This is a genomic window from Streptomyces sp. NPDC090445, from assembly GCF_044769385.1.
GTDB lineage: Bacteria > Actinomycetota > Actinomycetes > Streptomycetales > Streptomycetaceae > Streptomyces.
Genome location: NZ_JBIVXV010000015.1, coordinates 152,378 through 173,352, shown reverse-complemented (window position 1 = coordinate 173,352; position 20,975 = coordinate 152,378). Strand labels below are relative to the sequence as shown.

General features: G+C 72.5%; 22 protein-coding genes. 9 read left to right on the top strand and 13 right to left on the bottom strand.

Annotated elements, in window-relative coordinates; translation table 11 throughout:
• Positions 1-64: 64 nt before the first annotated feature.
• Entirely contained in the window at positions 65-847 is a 783-nt protein-coding gene (locus ACIQUT_RS25875) for a hypothetical protein (protein WP_403566048.1), read from the top strand.
• A 174-nt stretch (positions 848-1,021) separates the two neighbouring features.
• Here ACIQUT_RS25875 and ACIQUT_RS25870 read toward each other — a convergent pair whose 3' ends face one another.
• The 3 genes from ACIQUT_RS25870 to ACIQUT_RS25860 form a co-directional block, all read right to left on the bottom strand.
• On the bottom strand, positions 1,022-1,270 hold the full coding sequence (locus ACIQUT_RS25870; RefSeq protein WP_403566047.1) for a chaplin: 249 nt from the start codon (positions 1,268-1,270) through the stop codon (positions 1,022-1,024).
• Positions 1,271-1,423: 153 nt separating this feature from the next.
• On the bottom strand, positions 1,424-2,077 hold the full coding sequence (locus tag ACIQUT_RS25865; RefSeq protein ID WP_403566045.1) for a response regulator: 654 nt from the start codon (positions 2,075-2,077) through the stop codon (positions 1,424-1,426).
• Positions 2,070-3,200: a GAF domain-containing sensor histidine kinase gene (locus tag ACIQUT_RS25860; RefSeq protein WP_403566043.1), complete on the bottom strand. Its 1,131-nt coding sequence runs from the start codon at positions 3,198-3,200 to the stop codon at positions 2,070-2,072. Before ACIQUT_RS25860 ends, ACIQUT_RS25865 begins: the two co-directional genes overlap by 8 nt.
• 489 nt (positions 3,201-3,689) lie before the next feature.
• Between ACIQUT_RS25860 and ACIQUT_RS25855 the strand changes: the two genes are divergently transcribed.
• A complete protein-coding gene (locus ACIQUT_RS25855) occupies positions 3,690-4,352 on the top strand; it encodes a transglycosylase SLT domain-containing protein (RefSeq protein ID WP_403566041.1) in 663 nt (220 codons plus the stop codon).
• Positions 4,353-4,448: 96 nt separating this feature from the next.
• Here ACIQUT_RS25855 and ACIQUT_RS25850 read toward each other — a convergent pair whose 3' ends face one another.
• A complete protein-coding gene (locus ACIQUT_RS25850; RefSeq protein ID WP_403566039.1) occupies positions 4,449-6,959 on the bottom strand; it encodes an FHA domain-containing protein in 2,511 nt (836 codons plus the stop codon).
• 315 nt (positions 6,960-7,274) lie between these two features.
• Here ACIQUT_RS25850 and serB point away from each other — a divergent pair, with 315 nt between their 5' ends.
• Entirely contained in the window at positions 7,275-8,474 is a 1,200-nt protein-coding gene (serB, locus tag ACIQUT_RS25845; RefSeq protein WP_403566037.1) for a phosphoserine phosphatase SerB, read from the top strand.
• A gap of 119 nt (positions 8,475-8,593) precedes the next feature.
• Here serB and ACIQUT_RS25840 read toward each other — a convergent pair whose 3' ends face one another.
• The 4 genes from ACIQUT_RS25840 to ACIQUT_RS25825 all read right to left on the bottom strand — a co-directional run bounded on the left by ACIQUT_RS25840 (position 8,594) and on the right by ACIQUT_RS25825 (position 11,049).
• A complete protein-coding gene (locus tag ACIQUT_RS25840; RefSeq protein WP_403566036.1) occupies positions 8,594-9,115 on the bottom strand; it encodes a SixA phosphatase family protein in 522 nt (173 codons plus the stop codon).
• A gap of 133 nt (positions 9,116-9,248) precedes the next feature.
• Positions 9,249-9,455, bottom strand: coding sequence for a hypothetical protein (locus ACIQUT_RS25835; RefSeq protein WP_403566034.1), 207 nt, complete (start codon positions 9,453-9,455; stop codon positions 9,249-9,251).
• 146 nt (positions 9,456-9,601) lie between these two features.
• Positions 9,602-9,721, bottom strand: a complete 120-nt coding sequence (locus ACIQUT_RS25830; RefSeq protein WP_403566033.1) for an SGM_5486 family transporter-associated protein — start codon at positions 9,719-9,721, stop codon at positions 9,602-9,604.
• Positions 9,722-9,726: 5 nt separating this feature from the next.
• Positions 9,727-11,049, bottom strand: a complete 1,323-nt coding sequence (locus ACIQUT_RS25825) for a CynX/NimT family MFS transporter (protein ID WP_403566031.1) — start codon at positions 11,047-11,049, stop codon at positions 9,727-9,729.
• Between the two features lie 78 nt (positions 11,050-11,127).
• Between ACIQUT_RS25825 and ACIQUT_RS25820 the strand changes: the two genes are divergently transcribed.
• Positions 11,128-11,871 (top strand): FadR/GntR family transcriptional regulator, encoded by a 744-nt coding sequence (locus ACIQUT_RS25820; RefSeq protein ID WP_403566030.1) that lies wholly within the window; start codon positions 11,128-11,130, stop codon positions 11,869-11,871.
• On the opposite strand, the gene ACIQUT_RS25815 is transcribed toward ACIQUT_RS25820, so the two are convergent.
• The 3 genes from ACIQUT_RS25815 to fabG form a co-directional block, all read right to left on the bottom strand.
• Positions 11,852-12,337 (bottom strand): hypothetical protein, encoded by a 486-nt coding sequence (locus ACIQUT_RS25815; protein WP_403566028.1) that lies wholly within the window; start codon positions 12,335-12,337, stop codon positions 11,852-11,854. The two genes, ACIQUT_RS25820 and ACIQUT_RS25815, sit on opposite strands and share 20 nt — an antisense overlap.
• A 221-nt stretch (positions 12,338-12,558) precedes the next feature.
• Complete coding sequence (gene fabI / locus ACIQUT_RS25810; protein WP_376661284.1) at positions 12,559-13,329, bottom strand: enoyl-ACP reductase FabI; 771 nt, start codon at positions 13,327-13,329, stop codon at positions 12,559-12,561.
• Positions 13,330-13,334: 5 nt separating this feature from the next.
• On the bottom strand, positions 13,335-14,054 hold the full coding sequence (gene fabG, locus ACIQUT_RS25805) for a 3-oxoacyl-[acyl-carrier-protein] reductase (RefSeq protein WP_403566026.1): 720 nt from the start codon (positions 14,052-14,054) through the stop codon (positions 13,335-13,337).
• 186 nt (positions 14,055-14,240) lie between these two features.
• Between fabG and ACIQUT_RS25800 the strand changes: the two genes are divergently transcribed.
• The 3 genes from ACIQUT_RS25800 to tyrS all read left to right on the top strand — a co-directional run bounded on the left by ACIQUT_RS25800 (position 14,241) and on the right by tyrS (position 18,546).
• Positions 14,241-15,764 (top strand): TldD/PmbA family protein, encoded by a 1,524-nt coding sequence (locus tag ACIQUT_RS25800; protein WP_403566025.1) that lies wholly within the window; start codon positions 14,241-14,243, stop codon positions 15,762-15,764.
• A complete protein-coding gene (locus ACIQUT_RS25795) occupies positions 15,761-17,149 on the top strand; it encodes a metallopeptidase TldD-related protein (RefSeq protein ID WP_403566023.1) in 1,389 nt (462 codons plus the stop codon). The genes ACIQUT_RS25800 and ACIQUT_RS25795 overlap by 4 nt, the downstream gene beginning before the upstream one ends.
• A 128-nt stretch (positions 17,150-17,277) precedes the next feature.
• On the top strand, positions 17,278-18,546 hold the full coding sequence (gene tyrS, locus ACIQUT_RS25790; RefSeq protein WP_403566021.1) for a tyrosine--tRNA ligase: 1,269 nt from the start codon (positions 17,278-17,280) through the stop codon (positions 18,544-18,546).
• Between the two features lie 98 nt (positions 18,547-18,644).
• On the opposite strand, the gene ACIQUT_RS25785 is transcribed toward tyrS, so the two are convergent.
• On the bottom strand, positions 18,645-18,923 hold the full coding sequence (locus tag ACIQUT_RS25785) for a GlsB/YeaQ/YmgE family stress response membrane protein (protein WP_403566020.1): 279 nt from the start codon (positions 18,921-18,923) through the stop codon (positions 18,645-18,647).
• A gap of 181 nt (positions 18,924-19,104) precedes the next feature.
• Here ACIQUT_RS25785 and ACIQUT_RS25780 point away from each other — a divergent pair, with 181 nt between their 5' ends.
• Together ACIQUT_RS25780 and ACIQUT_RS25775 are read left to right on the top strand one after the other, a co-directional pair.
• Positions 19,105-19,434, top strand: a complete 330-nt coding sequence (locus tag ACIQUT_RS25780; RefSeq protein WP_403566070.1) for a DUF3099 domain-containing protein — start codon at positions 19,105-19,107, stop codon at positions 19,432-19,434.
• Between the two features lie 146 nt (positions 19,435-19,580).
• Positions 19,581-19,820 carry a hypothetical protein gene (locus ACIQUT_RS25775; protein ID WP_403566019.1) on the top strand — a complete coding sequence of 80 codons (240 nt, stop codon included), beginning with the start codon at positions 19,581-19,583 and terminating at the stop codon, positions 19,818-19,820.
• 107 nt (positions 19,821-19,927) lie between these two features.
• Here ACIQUT_RS25775 and moaA read toward each other — a convergent pair whose 3' ends face one another.
• Positions 19,928-20,917 carry a GTP 3',8-cyclase MoaA gene (moaA, locus tag ACIQUT_RS25770; RefSeq protein WP_403566017.1) on the bottom strand — a complete coding sequence of 330 codons (990 nt, stop codon included), beginning with the start codon at positions 20,915-20,917 and terminating at the stop codon, positions 19,928-19,930.
• Positions 20,918-20,975: the final 58 nt, after the last annotated feature.

The window sequence follows — 20,975 nt, the reverse complement described above, 5'->3', positions numbered from 1 at the left end:
GAGAGGGCTCCGGGCGCCAGCCCGGCTGCGGGGCCCGATCCGGGCTGATCCGTAGAGTGGGGGAATGCTTTTCGAACCACGTTCAGGGCGGCTGGCCGCCTGGGGGAACGCGCTGCTGGCCGGTCTGGTCTCGCCCGACGAGGCCGCGATGTCGATCGTGGACGAGGACGCCGTGCACCGGGTGGCGGGGCTGCCGGGCGAGGACGGCCCGGTGGGGCTCACGCTGGCGCTGGGCCGGCTGCGCGCGCTGGGGGTGACGGGGCTGCGCGTGGCCTTGCCGGCGCCGGGGCATCCGCTGGGGCTGAGCGGTCCGCCGGAGTTCAATGCGCGGGCGCTGGAGGCCGGGGAGGCGGTCGTCGCGGTGGGGGCGGCGCTGGGTCTGGTGCCGGAGGTCAGCGAGGCGGGGCCGGCCGGGGACGTGCACGTGGAGGTGGTGTGGCGCTGCCTGCCGGTGCGGGAGGCGCCGCCGGCGGACGTACCGTCGCTCGGTGAGGCGGAGCGGGAGCTGGCCGAGGGGATGCGCGAGGCGACGGTCGTGCTGACGCGGCTGGACGTGGCGGCGTCGGGGCCGGCGGCCGAGGCCGCCCTGTCGGCGTACCGGGCGCGGGCGGAGGCCGGGCAGGAGGCGCTGGCCCCGGGGTATCCGGCGCGGGCGGTGCGGGTGCTGGCGCTGGCGCAGCGGGTGGCGCTGCTGGTGTCGCTGGCGTACGAGCGCGGGCACGGGGGTGCGGTGGCGGCCTCGGAGATGGCGGCGCGGGCGGAGGCCCTGCGGCCGGTGGAGCGGGTGGCGCGGCGGGCGCTGGTCGCGGCGTACAACGCGGCGGTGGAGGAGCGCGAGCGCGGCTGACCGCGGAGCCCGGCGGGCCCGGGTCGAACGGGCCGGGGAGTGGTGCGGCCGGGGGACTGGAAGTCTCGGGCGCTTTGAGATTCACGTTGCTGCGGCCCGGGCGGGCCGGGGAGTGGTGCGGCCCCGCCTCCCGGGGAGAGTGGGGGAGGCGGGGCCGGCGGCGGGGGCTGCGGGTCAGTGGTTGACGCCCGTGTTGCCCCAGACGCCGTTCAGCAGGCCGACGGCGGTGACGGTGTTGCCGACCACGTTCACGGGGACGTGCACGGGGGCCTGGACCAGGTTCCCGGAGGCCACGCCGGGCGAGCCCGCGGCCTCGCCGCAGGCCCAGGCGCCGCTGCCGTGCGCAGAGGAGACGCCGGCTCCCGCGGCAAGGAGGCCGCCCGCGATCAGGGTGACGGCAGCAGCCTTCTTGGTGTTCTTCACGTTCTCGTCCTTCCGGGCGTCTGCCGCGGCCGTCCGCCGCGGCACGCCATGGAGAACGTCCGCCCGGCGTGCGGGATACGCCATGTGGGCGACATCCACCCGACAGTATGAATTCCGTAACGGAGCTGGACGCCGTTCCGGGGCCGGACTCCGTCAGGCGGTGGCGCCGTGCCGAACCGCCCACAGGGCCGCCTGGGTCCGGTCCGCGAGGTCCAGCTTCATCAGGATGTTCGAGACGTGCGTCTTGACGGTCTTCTCCGACAGGACGAGCGCGCGGGCGATCTCCCGGTTCGAGCGGCCGTCCGCGATGAGGGCGAGGACCTCCTGCTCCCGCTCGGTCAGCGAGCCGCTGCGGCCGGACGCGGGCTGCTCCTCCTGGGAGAGGAGGGCCTCGGCCACCTCGGGCTGGAGCACGACGTGGCCGGCGTGGACGGAGCGGATGGCTCCGGCCAGGGCGTCGGGGTCGATGTCCTTGTAGACGTATCCCGCGGCGCCCGCGCGCAGGGCGGGGACGACCGTCCGCTGCTCGGTGAAGCTGGTGACGACGAGGACCCGGGCCGGGTTCGCGAGGGCGCGCAGGCGGCGCAGGGCCTCGATGCCGTCGGTGCCCGGCATCTTCACGTCCATGAGGATCACGTCGGGCCGCAGCTCCTCGGCGCGGGCCACCCCTTCCTCCCCGTCGGCGGCCTCGCCGACCACCTCGATGTCGTCCTGGACCTCCAGGAACGTGCGCAGGCCGCGCCGGACCACCTGGTGGTCGTCGACGAGCAGTACTCCGATACGGCTCCGCCCGGGCAGATCAGCCACCGGGCACCTCCATCTCGATCGTGGTGCCCTTGCCGGGCGCCGAGTGCACGGTGAGGCGGCCGCCGACGCCGCCGGCCCGGTCCCGCATGGAGACCAGGCCCAGGTGGCGGCCGGCCGCCCGGACCGCCCGCGGGTCGAAGCCGCGGCCGTTGTCGGCGACGGTGAGGACCGCGCCCGGGCCGCGGCGGGCGAGGACGACCTCGACGCGGTCGGCGTCCGCGTGGCGCAGGGCGTTGTGGAGGGCCTCCTGGGCGACCCGGAGCAGGGCTTCCTCCTGGGAGGCGGGCAGGGCGCGTATGCCGTCGCAGGTGAAGGTGACGTGCGCGGTGTGGGCGCGGTCGAGGACGCGGACCTGGCCGCGGAGGGTGGGGACCAGCCCGTCCTCGTCGAGGCCGGCGGGGCGCAGCTCGGTGACGGCGGCGCGCAGCTCGTCGGCGGCCTCGGCGGCGAGCGCGGCGACCTCGTGGAGCTCCTCCTTGGCGCGGGCCGGGTCGCGGTCGACGAGGGCGGCGGCGGCCTGGGCGGTCAGGCGGAGGGAGAACAGCTTCTGGGCGACGGCGTCGTGCAGCTCGTGGGCGAGGCGGGAGCGCTCCTCGGAGATGGTGAGCTCGCGGCTGCGCTCGTAGAGCCGGGCGTTGGTGAGGGCGATCGCCGCGTGCTGGGCGAGGAGGCCGAGGAGCTCCTCGTCCTCCTCGGTGAAGCCGCCGGGGACGCGCTTGTTGGCGAGGAAGAGGGCGCCGAGGGTCTCCTCGCCGTCCCGGATGGGGCGGCCGAGGAAGTCGGACATCTCGGGGTGGGCGGCGGGCCAGCCCTCGAAGCGGGGGTCGTTGCGTACGTCGGACAGCCGCTCGGCGCCCTCGCGGTGGAGCATCGCGGCGAGGATGCCGTGCTGGCGGGGCAGGGGGCCGATGCGGCGCCACTGGTCCTCGCTGATGCCGTCGACGACGAACTGGGCGAAGCCGCCGTGGTCGTCCGGGACGCCGAGGGCCGCGTAGCGGGCGTCGAGCAGTTCGCGGGCGGAGACGACGATCGTGCGCAGGACGTCGCGCACCTCCAGTCGGCGGCTCATGGCGAGCAGTGCGGTGCTCACGGCGGCGAGCCCGCTGCGCGGTCCGTTGTCCATGGGGTCACCGTACTCGCGGCGCTGACCTGCGGGATCGGGCTGCGGGCCTAGGGCCGGGGACGGGGCGGGGGCGGGTCGGGGTCCTCCTCGGGGAGGAGGGCGGCGGGCGGAAGGGGGCCGTGGGGATGAGGTGGGGGCGGGTTGTGTCGTCCGTACGTCGCAGAAGGCGTGACGGATTGAATTGCACCGGCAACGGATGGTGAGGCTGTTACGTGGCCGATGTGAGCCCGCGCATAGGACCCACATCACTTACGAAGGCGCCTAGTAGAGGCGTAAAGGTCGCGTCAGTGCTGGTCTGGGCAGCACCTGGGTCGAAATTCCGGGCCGGATCGGGCCCCGTGATCCACTAAGCGGGATCGTACGTCACACCTTTGCACCAGAATTTTGCCGCCGCTAAGAATTGCTCTCGCCGCACGGCACCGGGGATCCCCCCCCCGGATCCATCCGGAGCCCTCCTGCGGCCCCCGCGATTCGAAGAGGTTGCAACGCATGTCCAAGACCAGCATTCGTGGCCGTCGTCTGACGAAGGCGCACAAGATGTCCTTCGCCGCCGTCGCCACCATCGGTGCCGCAGCCGTCGCCGCCACTCTCGTTCCCGGCGGGGCCGGCAACACCGGTACGGCCGAGGCGGCCGTCGCCCCCGTGGCACTGACCCAGGTCGTGGACGCGCAGACCAAGGCCGCCCAGAGCAGCCTGGCCGCGCAGGCCGCTGTCGCGCAGCAGGCGGCGGCCGCCGACGCCGCCGCGAAGGCCAAGGCCGAGGCCGCGGCGAAGAAGGCGCGCGAGCAGAAGGAGGCCGCCAGCCGTGCGGCCGCCCGCAAGCCGGTCTTCGCGAACAACCTGGACGGCTGGATCAAGGAAGCCCTCTTCATCATGAAGAAGGAGGGCATCCCGGGCACCTACGCGGGCATCCACAAGAACGTGATGCGCGAGTCCTCGGGCAACCCGATGGCCATCAACAACTGGGACATCAACGCCAAGAACGGCATCCCGTCCAAGGGCCTGCTCCAGGTCATCTACCCGACCTTCAAGACCTACCACGTGAAGGGCACCAAGTTCGACCAGTACGACCCGGTCGCCAACATCGTCGCCGCCTGCAACTACGCGGCCGACCGCTACGGCACCATCGACAACGTGAACAGCGCCTACTAGGCCTCTGGCGGAAGCTTCCGCTGCACCTCTTCGAACGCCTCAGGGCGGTACCCGCGATCCGGATACCGCCCTGAGGTGTTTGTGCGTCACGCGCTGCTAGTTGCGCATGACCTCGGGCTCGTGGCGGCGCAGCAGGCGCTGCACCGCGAAGCCGCAGGCGATGCCGAGGGCGAGCAGGACGATGATGTTCAGCGCCCACTGGCCGCCTGTGGGGTCCCACAGCGGGTCGGTGTTGGTCGGGTTCTCCGGGTCCCACGGCGCCATGAGCTTGCCGAGGTTCAGGGTGGTGCCGGCCGCGGCGATGGCCCAGCGGGACGGCATCAGCCAGGCGAACTGCTCCAGGCCGGGCTTGTCGTAGAGCTGGAACAGGATGCCGGTGAACACGACCTGGACGATCGCGAACATGACCAGCAGCGGCATGGTCTTCTCGGAGGTCTTCACCAGCGCGGAGATGACGAGGCCGAACATCATCGAGGTGAAGCCGAGCGCGACGACCGAGACGCAGAGCTCGGTGGCCGGGTCCATGAACAGGCCCTCGGCGGGGAGCTTGCGCGGGGTGAAGGCGATCAGGCACATGATCACGCACTGGAGGGCGGTGATGACGCCGAGGACGATCACCTTCGACATCAGGTACGCCGAACGGGACAGGCCCGTCGCGCGTTCCCGCTCGTAGATGACCCGCTCCTTGATCAGCTCACGGACCGAGTTGGCGGAACCGGAGAAGCACATGCCGACCGCGAGGATCAGCATGATCGTTCCGGCGTCGCCGTTGAAGCGGCTGGGCGGCGTCGGCGGCGCGAGGCCGAACTTCGCCGGGATCACGGTGGAGACGATGCCGATGATCGCGGGCAGGAGCACCATGAGGGCCATGAAGCCCATGTCCGAGGCGATGACCGACAGGTAGCGGCGGATCAGCGTCCACAGCTGCGAGCCCCAGGCCTGCGGCTTCGGCGGGATCATCTGCTGCGGCGGCATGGCGACGGCCTGCGGGGCGACCGCGTCGAGGTCGGCGGCGTACAGCTGGTAATGCTGCGAGCCCTTCCAGCGGCCGGCCCAGTCGTAGTCGCGGTAGTTCTCGAAGGCCGAGAAGACGTCCGCCCACGTGCTGTAGCCGAAGAAGTTCAGCGCCTCGTCCGGCGGGCCGAAGTAGGCGACCGAACCGCCCGGGGCCATGACCAGCAGCTTGTCGCACAGGCCCAGCTCGGCCACGGAGTGGGTGACGACCAGGACCGTGCGGCCGTCGTCGGCGAGGCCGCGCAGCAGCTGCATGACGTCGCGGTCCATGCCCGGGTCGAGGCCGGAGGTCGGCTCGTCGAGGAAGATCAGCGAGGGCTTGGTGAGCAGCTCCAGGGCCACGGACACGCGCTTGCGCTGACCACCCGAGAGCGCGGTGATCTTCTTGTCCTTGTGGATGTCGAGCTTGAGCTCGCGCAGCACCTCGTCGATGCGGGCGGCGCGCTCGGCCTCGGCGGTGTCGCCGGGGAAGCGGAGCTTGGCCGCGTACTTCAGGGCGGTGGAGACCTTCAGCTCCTTGTGCAGGATGTCGTCCTGCGGGACCAGGCCGATGCGCTGGCGGAGCTCCGCGAACTGCTTGTACAGGTTGCGGTTGTCGTAGAGGACCTCGCCCTCGTTGGCCGGGCGGTAGCCGGTCAGCGCCTTGAGCAGGGTGGACTTGCCGGAACCGGAGGGGCCGATGACGCCGATCAGCGACTTCTCCGGGACGCCGAAGGTGACGTCCTTGAGGATCTGCTTGCCGCCGTCCACCGTGACCGTGAGGTGGCGGGCCGAGAAGGAGACGTCGCCGGAGTCGACGAACTCCTCCAGCCGGTCGCCGACGATCCGGAACGTGGAGTGGCCGACGCCGACGATGTCGTTCGGGCCGAGCATCGCCGAGCCGGACTTGGCCAGCGGCTGGCCGTTGACGTAGGTGCCGTTGTGGCTGCCGAGGTCGTGGATCTCGAAGCGGCCGCCGGTGGAGCGGAACTCCGCGTGGTGCCGCGAGACCTGCAGGTCGGAGACGACGAGCTCGTTCTCCAGGGCACGGCCGATGCGCATGACGCGGCCGACGGCGATCTGGTGGAAGGTCGTCGGGCTGCGGTCGCCGCCGTGGCCGGCGTACGCACCCTGGGCGGGCTGGGCCGCGCCGGCCGCCCCCTGCTGCGGGAAGTGCTGCTGCCGGTCGGGCACCTGCTGCTGCGGCTGCGGCCACGCCTGCTGCTGGGCCGGAGCCTGGTACGCAGGAGCGGCCTGGGCCTGGGCCGGAGCCTGGTAGGCGGGGGCCGGGGCCTGGTAGGCCGGAGCCTGCTGCTGCGGCACGGCGGCCTGCTGCGGCGCACCGGCAACGCTCAGATTCAGCCGCGGGCCGTCGGTGGCATTGCCGAGGTGGACCGGCGTGCCCGGCACGAGCTCCGCCTGCTGGACCCGCGCACCCTGCACGTACGTGCCGTTGGTGCTGCCGTGGTCCTCGATGCCCCAACCCCGGCCGTTCCAAGCGATGGTGGCGTGCCGCCAGGAAACCCGGGCGTCGTCGATCACCATGTCTCCCTGGGGATCGCGCCCCAGCGAGTACGACCTGGACGGATCGAGCGTCCAGGTCCTTCCATTCAATTCCAGTACGAGTTCCGGCACTCCAGCCCCACTTAGGTCCCCCGAGAATCCCCCTGGCCGTCAGGGAGTCCGACGCCAGGGAGTCTAGGGATGGCTAACATCCGGGGGAACTATTTCAGGCCCGCGGCCACATGTGGAATCGGGGCCTTGCCGGGGCGCCTGCGGACTGCGGGCGCAAGTCGCCCGGAGCGTGCGATACGGGACTTCTCGATCACCGGTCCCGGCCGGGCCGCCGCCTCTGAGCGGGGGAAACCCGTTCCGGTGGGTGGGACGGGCCTCCGCCCCCGCGGGACGGGAAGATACGGTGAGGGCACCATGAGCGCTTCGCAGACCTCAGACGTCCCCACCCTCCTCGTCAAGATCTTCGGCAAGGACCGTCCCGGGATCACCGCGGGACTGTTCGACACCCTCGCCGCCTTCTCCGTCGACGTGGTCGACATCGAGCAGGTCGTCACCCGCGGCCGCATCGTCCTGTGCGCCCTCGTCACCACGCCCTCCCACGGCACCGAGGGCGAGCTGCGGGCCACCGTCCACAGCTGGGCCGAGTCGCTCAAGATGCAGGCGGAGATCCTCTCCGGCACCGGTGACAACCGGCCGCGCGGCAGCGGCCGCTCCCACGTCACCGTGCTCGGGCACCCGCTGACCGCCGAGTCCACGGCGGCGGTCGCCTCCCGGATCACCACCACGGGGGGCAACATCGACCGTATCTTCCGGCTCGCCAAATACCCGGTGACGGCGGTCGAGTTCGCCGTGTCCGGCTGCGAGACGGAGCCGCTGCGGACCGCGCTGGCCACCGCCGCCGCGCACATCGGCGTCGACGTGGCGGTGGTCTCGGCCGGACTGCACCGGCGGGCCCAGCGCCTGGTCGTGATGGACGTGGACTCGACCCTGATCCAGGACGAGGTCATCGAGCTGTTCGCCGCGCACGCGGGCTGCGAGGCCGAGGTCGCCGAGGTGACCGAGCGGGCCATGCGCGGGGAGCTGGACTTCGAGCAGTCGCTGCACGCCCGGGTGGCGCTGCTGGCGGGGCTGGACGCCTCGGTGGTGGAGAAGGTCCGGGCCGAGGTGCGGCTGACCCCCGGTGCGCGGACCCTGATCCGCACCCTCAAGCAGCTCGGCTACCAGGTGGGCGTGGTCTCCGGCGGGTTCACGCAGGTCACGGACGACCTGCGGGAGCGGCTGGGGCTGGACTTCGCCTCCGCCAACACCCTGGAGATCGTCGACGGCAGGCTGACCGGCCGGGTCACGGGCGAGATCGTGGACCGGGCCGGCAAGGCCCGGCTGCTGCGCCGCTTCGCGGCGGAGGCCGGCGTACCGCTGGAGCAGACGGTGGCGATCGGCGACGGCGCCAACGACCTGGACATGCTGAACGCGGCCGGGCTGGGGGTGGCGTTCAACGCCAAGCCGGTGGTCCGCGAGGCCGCGCACACCGCGGTGAACGTGCCGTTCCTGGACACCGTGCTGTACCTGCTCGGGATCACCCGCGAGGAGGTCGAGGCCGCCGGCCTGACCTGACCCCGGTCCGCACCCGCGCACGCGCACGGTACGAGAACGGGTACCGGTACGGGGACGGGCCCCGGCGGATCGATCCGCCGGGGCCCGTCCCCGTCCGCGTGAGGCGCGCCGCGGGCCGGTCAGTGGTCCGCGGGGGTCCAGAAATCGAGCAGCGTGGCCACGCCGTGCTCCACGGACTTCCAGGATCCGGTGAAGGAGACGACGGCCAGCGCCCCGGCCGGGAAGCCGCTGCGGTTCATCCGGGCCAGGGCGTCGCCCTCCACACGGCCGGCGAGGGCGTCGGCGAGGGCGTGCATGCCGGGGTTGTGGCCGATGACGAGGAGGTCCCCGACCTCGTCGGGGGTTTCGTTGAGGAGGGCGATGAGCTCGCCGAGCGAGGCCTCGTACAGCCGCTCCTCGTACACGGTCTTCGGGCGGTGCGGCAGTTCCTGGACGGCGAGCTTCCACGTCTCGCGGGTGCGGGTGGCGGTGGAGCAGAGGGCCAGGTCGAAGGCGATGCCGGTCTCGGCCAGCTTCAGTCCGGCGGCCGGTGCCTCCTTGCGGCCGCGTTCCGCCAGCGGGCGGTCGTGGTCGGCCACATCCGGCCAGTCGGCCTTGGCGTGCCGGAGGAGGACGATCCTGCGGGGTGTGTCGGCGCTCATGGCCCCAGCTTCGCACGGATCGGGCCGCGGAGCGGAGGGCGTTGGGGAGCTCGTCCGCGGGCGTTGGGGAGCTCGTCCGCGGGCCGGGGGCGCACCTGCGGCGTGCGCGGCTCGCGCGGACGCGTGGGCCGGATCAGCCCGCGGCACGCAGGAGCTCTTCGCTGACCTTGAGCAGGGGCGCGGTCTCGCCGGTGGCGGCCTGGACCTCGCCGGATCCGGCGAGGAGGAGCAGCAGGAGGCCGAAGGCGAGTGCGGGCAGGGCCAGCGCCCACCAGTGGAGCCGGGCGTCGGCGCCGACGGTGCGGTGGGCGGATGCGGGGGCCGGCACGGGGGCCTTCATGGGGGCTTCCAGGGTGTGTGTCGGGGACGGGCTGCTCCTTCGAATCTAGGGATCCGAAGCAGCCGTTCCCCTCAGGGGCACACCCCATCCGACCCTGAACCCGGCCCCCTAGGGGACGGTGGGGACAGCCCCGCCCCGGTGCCGGGTCAGGGCGAGACGACGGTCGCGATGACGGCGATGATCACGGTGACGGCGAGCATCGCGCCGAGCACGACGCCGAGCTTCTTGCGGCCGTCCTGGGGGTTCGGTTCGAGTACGGGCGACATGCCGTTCAGTCTCGCATGCCGCGTTCGTCCTCGATCGTGCGGTCCCGTCCGGCCAGCACGCCCAGGGCGATCTGCGGGACCAGCAGGCAGGTCATCACGGTCAGCGGCAGGTCCCAGCCTCCGCTGTGCTGGTACAGGGTGCCGATGAGGAGCGGGCCGGGGAGGGAGACGAGGTAGCCGGTGCACTGGGCGAAGGCGGAGAGCCGGACGACGCCGCCCGGGGTCCTCGCACGCAGCCCGATCATGGTGATGGCGAGCGGGAAGGCGCAGTTGGAGATGCCGAGCAGGAGGACCCACGCCCAGGCTCCGGCGGCCGGGGCGAGGTGCAGGCCGGTGTAGCCGGCGATCCCGAAGACGCCGAGGCCGGCGGCGATGGGGCCCTGGTTCCGCATCCGGCCGGCCAGGCTGGGGATGGCGAAGGCCAGCAGGACGCCCATGAACATGGTGGCCGCGAGGAGGACGCCCGCGGTGCCGGCGGAGACCCCGGCGTCGCGGAAGATCTGCGGGAGCCAGCCCATGGTGATGTACGCGCCGGTGGCCTGGAGGCCGAAGTAGCCGGCGAGGGCCCAGGCGGTGCGGCTGCGGGCGACGCCCGGGCCGGCCGGGGCGGGTGCGGAGCGGCCGGCGGCCCGCCGCTCGCGCCGTGCGGAGGCGGCCACGGGCAGCCAGGGCAGTACGGCGGCCACCGCGAGTACGCCCCAGACCAGCAGGCCGGTGCGCCAGCTGCCGCCGAGGGCGGAGGTCAGCGGGACCGTCGCGGCGGCCGCCAGTGAGCTGCCGACGGCCAGAGCCATGGAGTACAGGCCGGTCATGGTGCCGACGCGGTCGGGGAACCAGCGCTTGACGATCACCGGGAGCAGCACGTTGGTCAGGGCGATGCCCGCGAGGGAGAGGGCGCTGGCGGCGAGGAAGCCGGCGGCGCCCGTGGCGAGCGGGCGGATCAGCAGTCCTGCGGCGACGGCGGCCATGCCCGCGCAGACGACGGCGGCCGGGCCGAAGCGGCGGGAGAGCCGGGGTGCGGTGAGGCCGAAGACGGCGAAGCAGAGGGCGGGGACGGAGGTGATCACTCCGGCAACGGTGCCGCTCAGGCCGAGGCCGGTGCGGACCTCCTCGAAGAGGGCGCCGAGGCTGGTGATGGCGGGCCGCAGGTTGAGGGCGGCCAGGATGACGCCGAGGACGAGGACCGGGCCGAGCCATCGGGCCCCGGCGGTTTCGGCGGCGGGGGCGGTGGCGGCTGCGGGGGTGGCCGGGGCGGCGGTGCGGTGGGTCCGGGATGCCGCGGGCGCGCCTGCCGGCCGATCGAGAGCCCGGGTCTCGTCGTTCAACATTCACCCATCATAGAATCATGGGATGATTGACTGTCCAATCGGTTTCAGCCGTCCAGTCCGGAGAGGACTCCCGCCCGCATGCCGCTGACCTCGCCCCGCCGATCCGCCCTGGTCGACCAGGTGATCACCCAGCTCAGGAACCAGATCACGTCCGGCGAGTGGCCGGTCGGCGCCCGCATCCCGACCGAGCCGGAGCTGGTGGAGATGCTGGGGGTCGCCCGCAACACCGTGCGCGAGGCCGTCCGGGCCCTGGCCCACAACGGGCTCCTGGACATCCGCCAGGGGTCGGGTACGTACGTGCTCGCCACGAGCGAGCTGGCCGGAGTGATGCACCGCCGCTTCGCCGGCGCCGACCCGCGGCACATCGCCGAGGTCCGCTCGACGCTGGAGTCGGCGGCGGCCCGGCTGGCGGCGGAACGGCGCACCGAGCGGGACCTGGCGCAGCTGGAGGTGCTGCTGGCGCGGCGCGAGGAGGCCTGGGCGAGCGGGGAGGCGGAGCTGTTCGTGGCGGCGGACGTCGCCCTGCACATGGCGGTGGTGGCGGCCTCGCACAACGAGGTGCTGATCGAGCTGTACGCGGACCTCGGCGACCTGGTGGCCGAGTGGCTGCGCGCGGACGTCGGCGCGGACCTGGATCCGGCGGCGCTCCTGGACCACGCCCGGCTGGTCGAGGCGGTCCGGCGCGGGGACGGGGACACGGCGGCGTCGGAGGCGGCCGGCTACCCGTTCGCCTGCCTCGGCGGGCAGCAGGAGGCCCCGCCGACAGGCGCGCAGGCGGGAGACGCAGGGGCGGGGGATGGCATCACGCCCGCCGGTGGCTGATCCAGGTCGAGCGGACCTCCTTCCAGCACCGGCCGACGAGCTCGGCCCGGCCGGCCGGGCCCACGGCCACGGCGTTGCCGTCCCCGTCCAGGTCCCACCAGCGGTCGCATTCGACGTGCAGCCGGACCAGGTCGGTCCGCGGGTAGCTGTTGTGGCAGTACGCCGTGACCAGCGAGCCGTCGATGACGGTGTCGCAGTCGGCGCCGAACAGGTCCGCGGCCGACGTCGGCGCGGCCGGTACGGCGGGTACGGCGGGTACGGGGGGTTCGGCCGCTATGGGAGGTTCGGCCGGTGCGGGGGGTTCGGCGGGGATCCCGGCGAGGTCGGCCGCGGCGGGGGCCGCCGTCCCGGACCCGGATGCCGGATCGTCGCCCTCGGGCGGGGCGAGCACTCCGGGGATCAGGAATCCCGTCAGGACCGCCGAGGCCACCAGCAGTGACATCGCCCGGCTCGGCCTCGCACGCACGCCCGCACCTCCTCCCCGCAGCAGCCGGGAAGATCCCGACCCGGTCAGTTTGCAGGCTTCTGCCCCGGTTTTCGACTCGGGAAGATCCGGTCGGCCCTCGTAAATCTGATCGAGCGTGAGGTCCGGGCCCTGCCGGAGCCCGTGCCCCGGCACGCCAAACGGCGGCGGCCGCGCCTCCCGGAAGGAGACGCGGCCGCCGCCGTACGCCGTGCGGGTGAGGTTCAGGCACCCATCGCGTGCAGACCGCCGTCCACGTGGACGATCTCGCCGGTGGTCTTCGGGAACCAGTCCGACAGCAGGGCGACGACGCCGCGGCCCGTCGGCTCCGGGTCGCTCATGTCCCACTCCAGCATGGAGCGGTGGTTCCAGGTGTCCGCCAGGTCGGAGAAGCCCGGGATGGACTTGGCGGCCATCGAGCCGAGCGGCCCGGCCGAGACCAGGTTGCAGCGGATGTTCTCCTTGCCCAGGTCGCGGGCGAGGTAGCGGCTGGTGGCCTCCAGCGCGGCCTTGGCCGGGCCCATCCAGTCGTACTGCGGCCAGGCGAACTGCGCGTCGAAGGTGAGGCCGACGATGGCCGCGCCCTCCGCCGGGAACAGCGGCTTGCAGGCCATGGCCAGCGACTTCAGCGAGAACGCCGACACGTGCATGGCGGTGGCGACCGACTCGAACGGGGTGTTCAGGAAGTTGCCGCCGAGGGCGTCCTGCGGGGCGAAGCCGATCGAGTGGACGACGCCGTCGAGGCCGCCGAGCTCGTCGCGGACGAGGCCCTCCAGGCGGGCCAGGTGCTCGTCGTTGGTGACGTCGAGCTCGATGACCTTGACCGGCTTGGGCAGCTTCTTGGCGATGCGCTCGGTCAGCGACGGGCGCGGCCACGCGGTGAGGATGACCTCGGCGCCCTGCTCCTGGGCCAGCTTGGCGGCGTGGAAGGCGATGGAGGACTCCATCAGCACACCCGTGATGAGGATGCGCTTGCCGTCGAGAATTCCGCTCATGGTGATCAGTGACCCATGCCCAATCCGCCGTCAACGGGAATGACGGCTCCGGTGATGTACGCGGCGTCGTCGGACGCCAGGAAGCTGACCGCGGCCGCGATCTCCTCGGGCTGCGCGTAGCGTGCGAGCGGCACGTTCGCCACGATGGCCGCACGCTGCTCGTCGGTGAGCACCTTCGTCATGTCGGTGTCGACGAAGCCGGGGGCGACGACGTTGAAGGTGATGTTCCGCGAGCCCAGCTCACGGGCGAGGGAGCGGGCGAGGCCGACCAGCGCGGCCTTGGAGGCGGCGTAGTTGGCCTGGCCGGCCGAGCCCAGGAGGCCGACGACCGAGGAGATCAGGACGACGCGGCCCTTCTTGGCGCGCAGCATGCCGCGGTTGGCGCGCTTGACCACGCGGAAGGCGCCGGTGAGGTTGGTGTCGAGGACGGAGGTGAAGTCGTCCTCGGACATGCGCATCAGGAGCGTGTCCTTGGTGATGCCGGCGTTGGCCACCAGCACCTCGACCGCCCCGTGCTTTTCCTCGATCTCCTTGTAGGCCTGCTCCACCTGCTCCGAGTCGGTGATGTCGCAGCGGACCGCCAGGACGCCGAGCGCGGTGAGCTCCTGAGGCGGCTCACCCGAGCGGTACGTGATCGCGACCTTGTCGCCGGCCTGCGCGAAGGCACGGGCGATGGCGAGGCCGATGCCCCGGTTACCTCCGGTGACGAGAACCGAGCGGCTCAACGGATCACCCTTTCGACTAGCGGTCTGAGTACCAGAAACCTATAGGCCGCGCATGCCCCGCGCAGAATCGGTCTCCGACAGGGCCTCGGGACGGGCTCTGTCGAGTCCCTACAGAAAGTGGTAGGCACGAACGGCCCGGGCGCGCCATGATCGGGGGGACCGGCCCCGACCCCCGGGAGGACTTCCGTGCCCCATTCCATCGACGCGGCCTTCACCGCGCTGCCCCTGCGGGCGCTCGCCGACGCGGCGCTCGCCCGGGCCCGCGCGCTGGGCTCCGAGCATGCCGACTTCCGGCTGGAGCGGATCCGCAGCGCCTCCTGGCGGCTGCGGGACGCCAAACCGTCGGGCGGGTCCGACACCACCGACCTCGGGTACGCGGTCCGGGTGGTGCACGGGGGCGCCTGGGGCTTCGCCTCCGGTGTGGACCTGACCATGGACGGCGCCGCCCGCGTGGCCTCGCAGGCGGTGGCCATGGCCAAGCTGTCGGCCCAGGTCATCAATGCCGCGGGCGGGGACGAGCGTGTGGAGCTCGCCGACGAGCCCGTGCACGCGGACAAGACGTGGATCTCCGCCTACGACGTGAACCCGTTCGACGTGCCGGACGCGGACAAGGCGGCCCTGCTCGCCGACTGGAGCACGCGGCTGCTCGCCGCCGACGGGGTCGCGCACGTCGACGCCTCGCTGCTCGCCGTGCACGAGAACAAGTTCTACGCGGACACCGCCGGCACCGTGACCACGCAGCAGCGGGTGCGCATCCACCCGCAGCTGACCGCCGTCGCCGTGAACGGCGGCACCGGCGAGTTCGACTCCATGCGGACGATCGCCCCGCCGGCCGGGCGCGGCTGGGAGTACCTGACCGGCACCGGCTGGGACTGGAACGCCGAGCTGGAGGAGATCCCCTCCCTGCTCGCCGAGAAGATGCGGGCGCCGAGCGTCGAGGCCGGCCGGTACGACCTGGTCGTGGACCCGTCCAACCTGTGGCTCACCATCCACGAGTCCATCGGCCACGCCACCGAGCTGGACCGGGCGCTGGGCTACGAGGCGGCGTACGCGGGGACCTCCTTCGCCACCTTCGACCAGCTGGGCACGCTGAAGTACGGCTCCCCGATCATGAACGTGACCGGTGACCGCACCGCCGAGCACGGGCTCGCCACCATCGGCTACGACGACGAGGGCGTCCAGGCGCAGAGCTGGGACCTGGTCAAGGACGGCACCCTGGTCGGCTACCAGCTGGACCGGCGCATCGCGCGGCTGACCGGACTCGGCCGGTCCAACGGCTGCGCCTTCGCCGACTCCCCCGGGCACGTGCCGGTGCAGCGGATGGCGAACGTCTCGCTGCAGCCGGATCCGGGCGGGCTGTCCACGGAGGACCTGATCGGCGGGGTGGAGCGCGGGATCTACGTGGTCGGCGACCGCTCCTGGTCGATCGACATGCAGCGCTACAACTTCCAGTTCACGGGGCAGCGGTTCTTCCGGATCGAGAACGGCCGGCTGGCCGGGCAGCTGCGGGACGTCGCCTACCAGGCCACCACCACCGACTTCTGGGGCTCCATGGAGAAGGTCGGCGGCCCGCAGACGTACGTCCTGGGCGGCGCCTTCAACTGCGGCAAGGCCCAGCCGGGCCAGGTGGCGTCGGTCTCGCACGGCTGCCCGTCCGCGCTGTTCCGCGACGTGAACATCCTTAATACGACCCAGGAGGCCGGCCGATGAGCCGAACGAAGCCCCACGAGATCGTCGAGCGGGCCCTGGAGCTGTCCACCGCCGACGGCTGTGTCGTCATCGCCGACGAGGAGTCGACGGCCAACCTGCGCTGGGCGGGCAACGCGCTCACCACCAACGGCGTCACCCGCGGCCGGACCCTGACGGTCATCGCCACGGTCGACGGCAAGGAGGGCACGGCCTCGGGGGTCGTCTCGCGCTCCGCCGTGACCGCCGAGGACCTGGAGCCGCTGGTCCGGGTCGCCGAGGCCGCGGCCCGGAACGCGAGCCCGGCCGAGGACGCGCAGCCGCTGGTCACCGGGACCCCCGTGTCGCCGGACTTCACCGACGCCCCGGCCGAGACCTCCTCGGCGGTGTTCGCGGACTTCGCCCCGGCGCTCGGCGAGGCCTTCGCCCGGGCCCGGGCGGGCGGCCGGGAGCTGTACGGCTTCGCCAACCACGAGCTGGTCTCCACGTACGTGGGCACCTCGACGGGGCTGCGGCTGCGCCACGACCAGCCGAACGGCACGCTGGAGGTCAACGCCAAGTCCCCGGACCGGCAGCGCTCGGCCTGGGCCGGCCGCTCCACCCGGGACTTCAAGGACGTCGACCCGACCGTGCTGGACGCGGAGCTGGCCGTACGGCTGGGCTGGGCGGAGCGGCGCTTCGACCTGCCGGCCGGGCGGTACGAGACGCTGCTGCCGCCGACGGCCGTGGCGGACCTGCTGATCTACCAGATGTGGTCGGCGGCGGCCCGGGACGCGGTGGAGGGCCGGACGGTGTTCTCCAAGCCGGGCGGCGGCACCCGGCTCGGGGAGAAGCTGTCCCGGCTGCCGCTGACCCTGCGCAGCGACCCGAACGCGCCCGGCCTGGAGTCGGCGCCGTTCGTGATCGCGCACAGCTCGGGCGACGACGCCTCGGTGTTCGACAACGGCCTGCCCGTCCCGCCGACCGACTGGATCAAGGACGGTGAGCTGACCCGGCTGACCACCACCCGGCACAGCGCGGGCCTGACCGGGCTGCCGGTCTCCCCCGGTTTCGGGAACCTGCTCATGGACGCCGGCGGCGACAAGTCGCTGGAGGAGATGGTGGCCGCCACCGGGCGGGGCCTGCTGCTGACCTGCCTGTGGTACATCCGCGAGGTCGACCCGGCGACGCTGCTGCTGACGGGGCTGACCCGGGACGGCGTCTACCTGGTGGAGAACGGGGAGGTCGTCGGCGAGGTGAACAACTTCCGGTTCAACGAGTCCCCGGTGGACCTGCTCTCGCGGGCCTCCGAGGCGGGCCGGCCCGAGAAGACCCTGCCGCGCGAGTGGAGCGACTGGTTCACCCGGGCATCGATGCCCGCGCTGCGGATCCCGGACTTCAACATGAGCTCCGTCAGCAAGGGCGTCTGAGGCCTCCGCGGCCGCCCCGCCCGGCGGCGGCCGCCGCTGCCGGGCGTCGGAGGGGGCTCCCCGCCCGCCTAGACTGGCGGGGAAACCCCTCAGCACCTGTTTCATCTCGTTCAAGGAGAGTCACGACCGTGACGGACATCGTCGACGAACTGAAGTGGCGCGGGCTGTTCGCCCAGTCCACCGACGAAGAAGCGCTGCGCAAGGCGTTCGCGGACGGTCCTGTCACGTTCTATTGCGGGTTCGACCCGACGGCGGCCTCGCTGCACGTGGGCCACCTGGTGCAGGTGCTCACCGTACGCCGCCTGCAGCAGGCCGGGCACCGGCCGCTGGCGCTCGTCGGCGGGGCCACCGGCCAGATCGGCGACCCGCGCCCGACGGCCGAGCGCACCCTGAACGACCCGGAGACCGTGGCGAACTGGGTGACGCGGCTGCGCACGCAGATCGAGCCGTTCCTGTCCTTCGAGGGCGAGAACGCGGCGGTCATGGTGAACAACCTGGACTGGACGGCAGGCCTGTCCGCCATCGAGTTCCTGCGGGACATCGGCAAGCACTTCCGCGTCAACAAGATGCTGACGAAGGACTCCGTGGCCCGCCGCCTGGAGTCGCAGGAGGGCATCAGCTACACCGAGTTCAGCTACCAGCTGCTGCAGGGCATGGACTTCCTGGAGCTGTACCGCCGCCACGGCTGCATCCTCCAGCAGGGCGGGTCCGACCAGTGGGGCAACCTGGTGGCCGGACTCGACCTGATCCACAGGCTGGAGCCGCAGGCGCAGGTGCACGCGCTGGCGACGCCGCTGATGGTCAAGGCGGACGGCACCAAGTTCGGCAAGACCGAGAGCGGGGCCGTCTGGCTGGACCCGGAGATGACCACCCCGTACGCGTTCTACCAGTTCTGGCTGAACGTGGACGACCGGGACGTCTCCACCTACATGCGGATCCTGTCCTTCAAGTCCCGCGAGGAGCTGGAGGCGCTGGAGGCGCAGACCGCCGAGCGGCCGCAGGCGCGCGCCGCCCAGCGCGCGCTGGCGGAGGAGCTGACGACGCTGGTGCACGGCGCCGACCAGTGCGCCGCCGTGATCGCCGCCTCGAAGGCCCTGTTCGGCCAGGGCGAGCTCGCCGAGCTGGACGGGGCCACGCTGGCCGCGGCCCTGTCCGAGCTGCCGCACGCCCGGGTGGCGGAGCTCGCCCCGGTGGTGGACCTGTTCGCGGAGACCGGGCTGGTCGCCAGCAAGTCGGCCGGCCGCCGGACCGTGAAGGAGGGCGGCGCCTACGTGAACAACGTGAAGGTCACCGCCGAGGACGCGGTCCCGGCCGAGGCGGACCTGCTGCACGGGCGCTGGCTGGTGCTGCGCCGCGGCAAGAAGAACCTGGCCGCGGTCGAGGTCACGGGCGCCTGACCCGGGACACGGCCGCACGACCGTACGGCGCAGGGGCCGGTCCGGGCACTCCGTCCGGGCCGGCCCCTGCCGCATCCGCGGTGGTACACGCGCCGGGGTCAGGCCGTACCCCTCTTCCCGCTGCGCACCGACATGTAGATCATCTCGCCGAGGGCGACGACCGCGATCGCACCGGCGAGCTGGAGCAGGTGCCGGGTCCAGTCGATGCCCCGGGTCTCCGCGACGCCGATCCAGCCGGCGACGGCGTTGCCGAGGACGGCGCCGACCATGCCGAAGAGCGTGGTCAGCCAGAGCGGCTGGTGCTGTTTGCCCGGGAGGACGGCCTTGGCGATGAGGCCCAGCACGAAACCGACGATGATCGCCCACAACCACTGCATGTCGAGCCTCCTCGTGGCGCGTGGTGCGCAGCTGGGCCCAGTTTCGACCCGTCCGGCGTACTGCGCATTCCGGACGCGACCGTTCAGGGGCACCCCCTCTCCTGCCCGCCGTGACCTCGGCGTACGGTGGAAGGGTCCGGGCCGCGGAACGCCCGGGAGTCGGATCGGGCGGTGGAGCGTGCTGCGGAGGAAGCAAAGCGGGGCCGAGGTCTTCCGGATCACCGGGGCCCGGATGGGCCTCGACGAGGACGTGCGGGGGCGGCAGCGCCGGTACGTGATCTCGATGGCGGTCCGGACCCTGTCGGTCATCGCGACCGTGCTCCTGTGGAACGTGGAACGGCACCTGGCGGTCGTGACGCTCGTCGCGGGCGCGCTGCTGCCGTACGTGGCCGTGGTCATCGCCAACGCGGGGCGCGAGTCGACGCCGAAGCTGCCGTCGAGTTTCCTGCCGCCACCTGCACGTCCGCCGCTGGAAGCGGGAAACCTCAGCGAAACCTCAGATCAATCATGAAGTTCCGGTGCACCGCACCGGGTCGTGCGTGACATACTGCGTACGCGCTCCGCATCCCCCGTCGGAGCGACGGACCGACGCCGGGCAGCTCCCCCCGTGGCTGCTCGGCGTCGCCCTTTCCCGGGGCCGGTTTGTAGGGTTGAGCCGTGAACTCCCCTGACTCCCCCGAGACTCCCACCTGTTCCGCCAAGGGCTGCCGCGCTGCGGCTGTCTGGGTCCTGGCCTGGAACAACCCGAAGCTGCACACGCCGGAGCGGCGCAAGACCTGGCTCGCCTGCGAGGAGCACCGCGAGCACCTGTCGCAGTTCCTGGGGGTCCGCGGCTTCCTCAAGGACGTGGTGAAGCTGACGGAGTGGGTGCAGCCGGAGGGATCGGAGCGCCGCTAGCCGGAGCGCCGCTGGCCGGAGCGCCGCTGGCCGGAGCGCCGCTGGCCGGAGCGGGCGCCCGGCACCGGCGCCCACCGGCGCGCACCGGCGTCCACTGGTGTTCCCGGCTAGCCGCCGATCGCCGACATCGGGCGGTCGGGCTGGAGGAAGGACGGGTCGTCGAGCCCGGATCCGGCCTTCTTGCCCCACATCGCGGTCTTCCAGAGTCCGGCGATCTCCTCGTCGGGGGCGCCGGAGCGCAGGGCTCCGCGCAGGTCCGTCTCCTCGGTGGCGAACAGGCACGTACGGACCTGCCCGTCGGCGGTGAGCCGGGTGCGGTCGCAGGCGCCGCAGAAGGGCCGGGTCACCGAGGCGATGACCCCGACGGTGGCCGGGCCGCCGTCGACGGTCCAGCGCTCGGCGGGGGCGGAGCCGCGCTCCTCGGAGCCCTCCTCGGTGAGGGTGAAGCGGGTGCGCAGGGAGGCGAGGATGTCGCCTGCCGTGATCATGCCGTCGCGCTTCCAGCCGTGCTGGGCGTCCAGCGGCATCTGCTCGATGAAGCGGAGCTCGTAGCCGTGGTCGACGGCCCAGGCCAGCAGGTCGGGGGCCTCGTCGTCGTTCAGGCCGGGCATCAGGACGGCGTTGACCTTGACCGGGGTCAGGCCGGCCGCGCGGGCGGCGGCCATGCCGTCGAGGACGTCCTGGTGCCGGTCACGCCGGGTGAGGGTCTTGAAGACGTCGGGGCGCAGGGTGTCCAGCGACACGTTCACCCGGTCCAGGCCGGCGGCCTTGAGCGCCTCCGCGGTGCGCTTGAGGCCTATGCCGTTGGTGGTCAGCGACATCTTGGGGCGGGGCTCCAGGGCGGCGCACTGCTCGACGATCCCGACCAGGCCGGGCCGCAGCAGCGGCTCGCCGCCGGTGAAGCGGACGTCGGTGATCCCGAGCCGGGTCACGGCGATGCGAACCAGCCGGACGATCTCCTCATCGGTGAGCAGGTCCGACTTGCCCAGCCACTGCAGGCCTTCCTCGGGCATGCAGTACGTACAGCGCAGATTGCACCGGTCGGTGAGCGAAACGCGCAGGTCAGTGGCCACGCGGCCATAGGTGTCGAGAAGCACTGCGGCCCCTCCCCGGTCCGGTTCCTGTCAGAAGTGCGCCGCCTGCGTGGAGAATGCG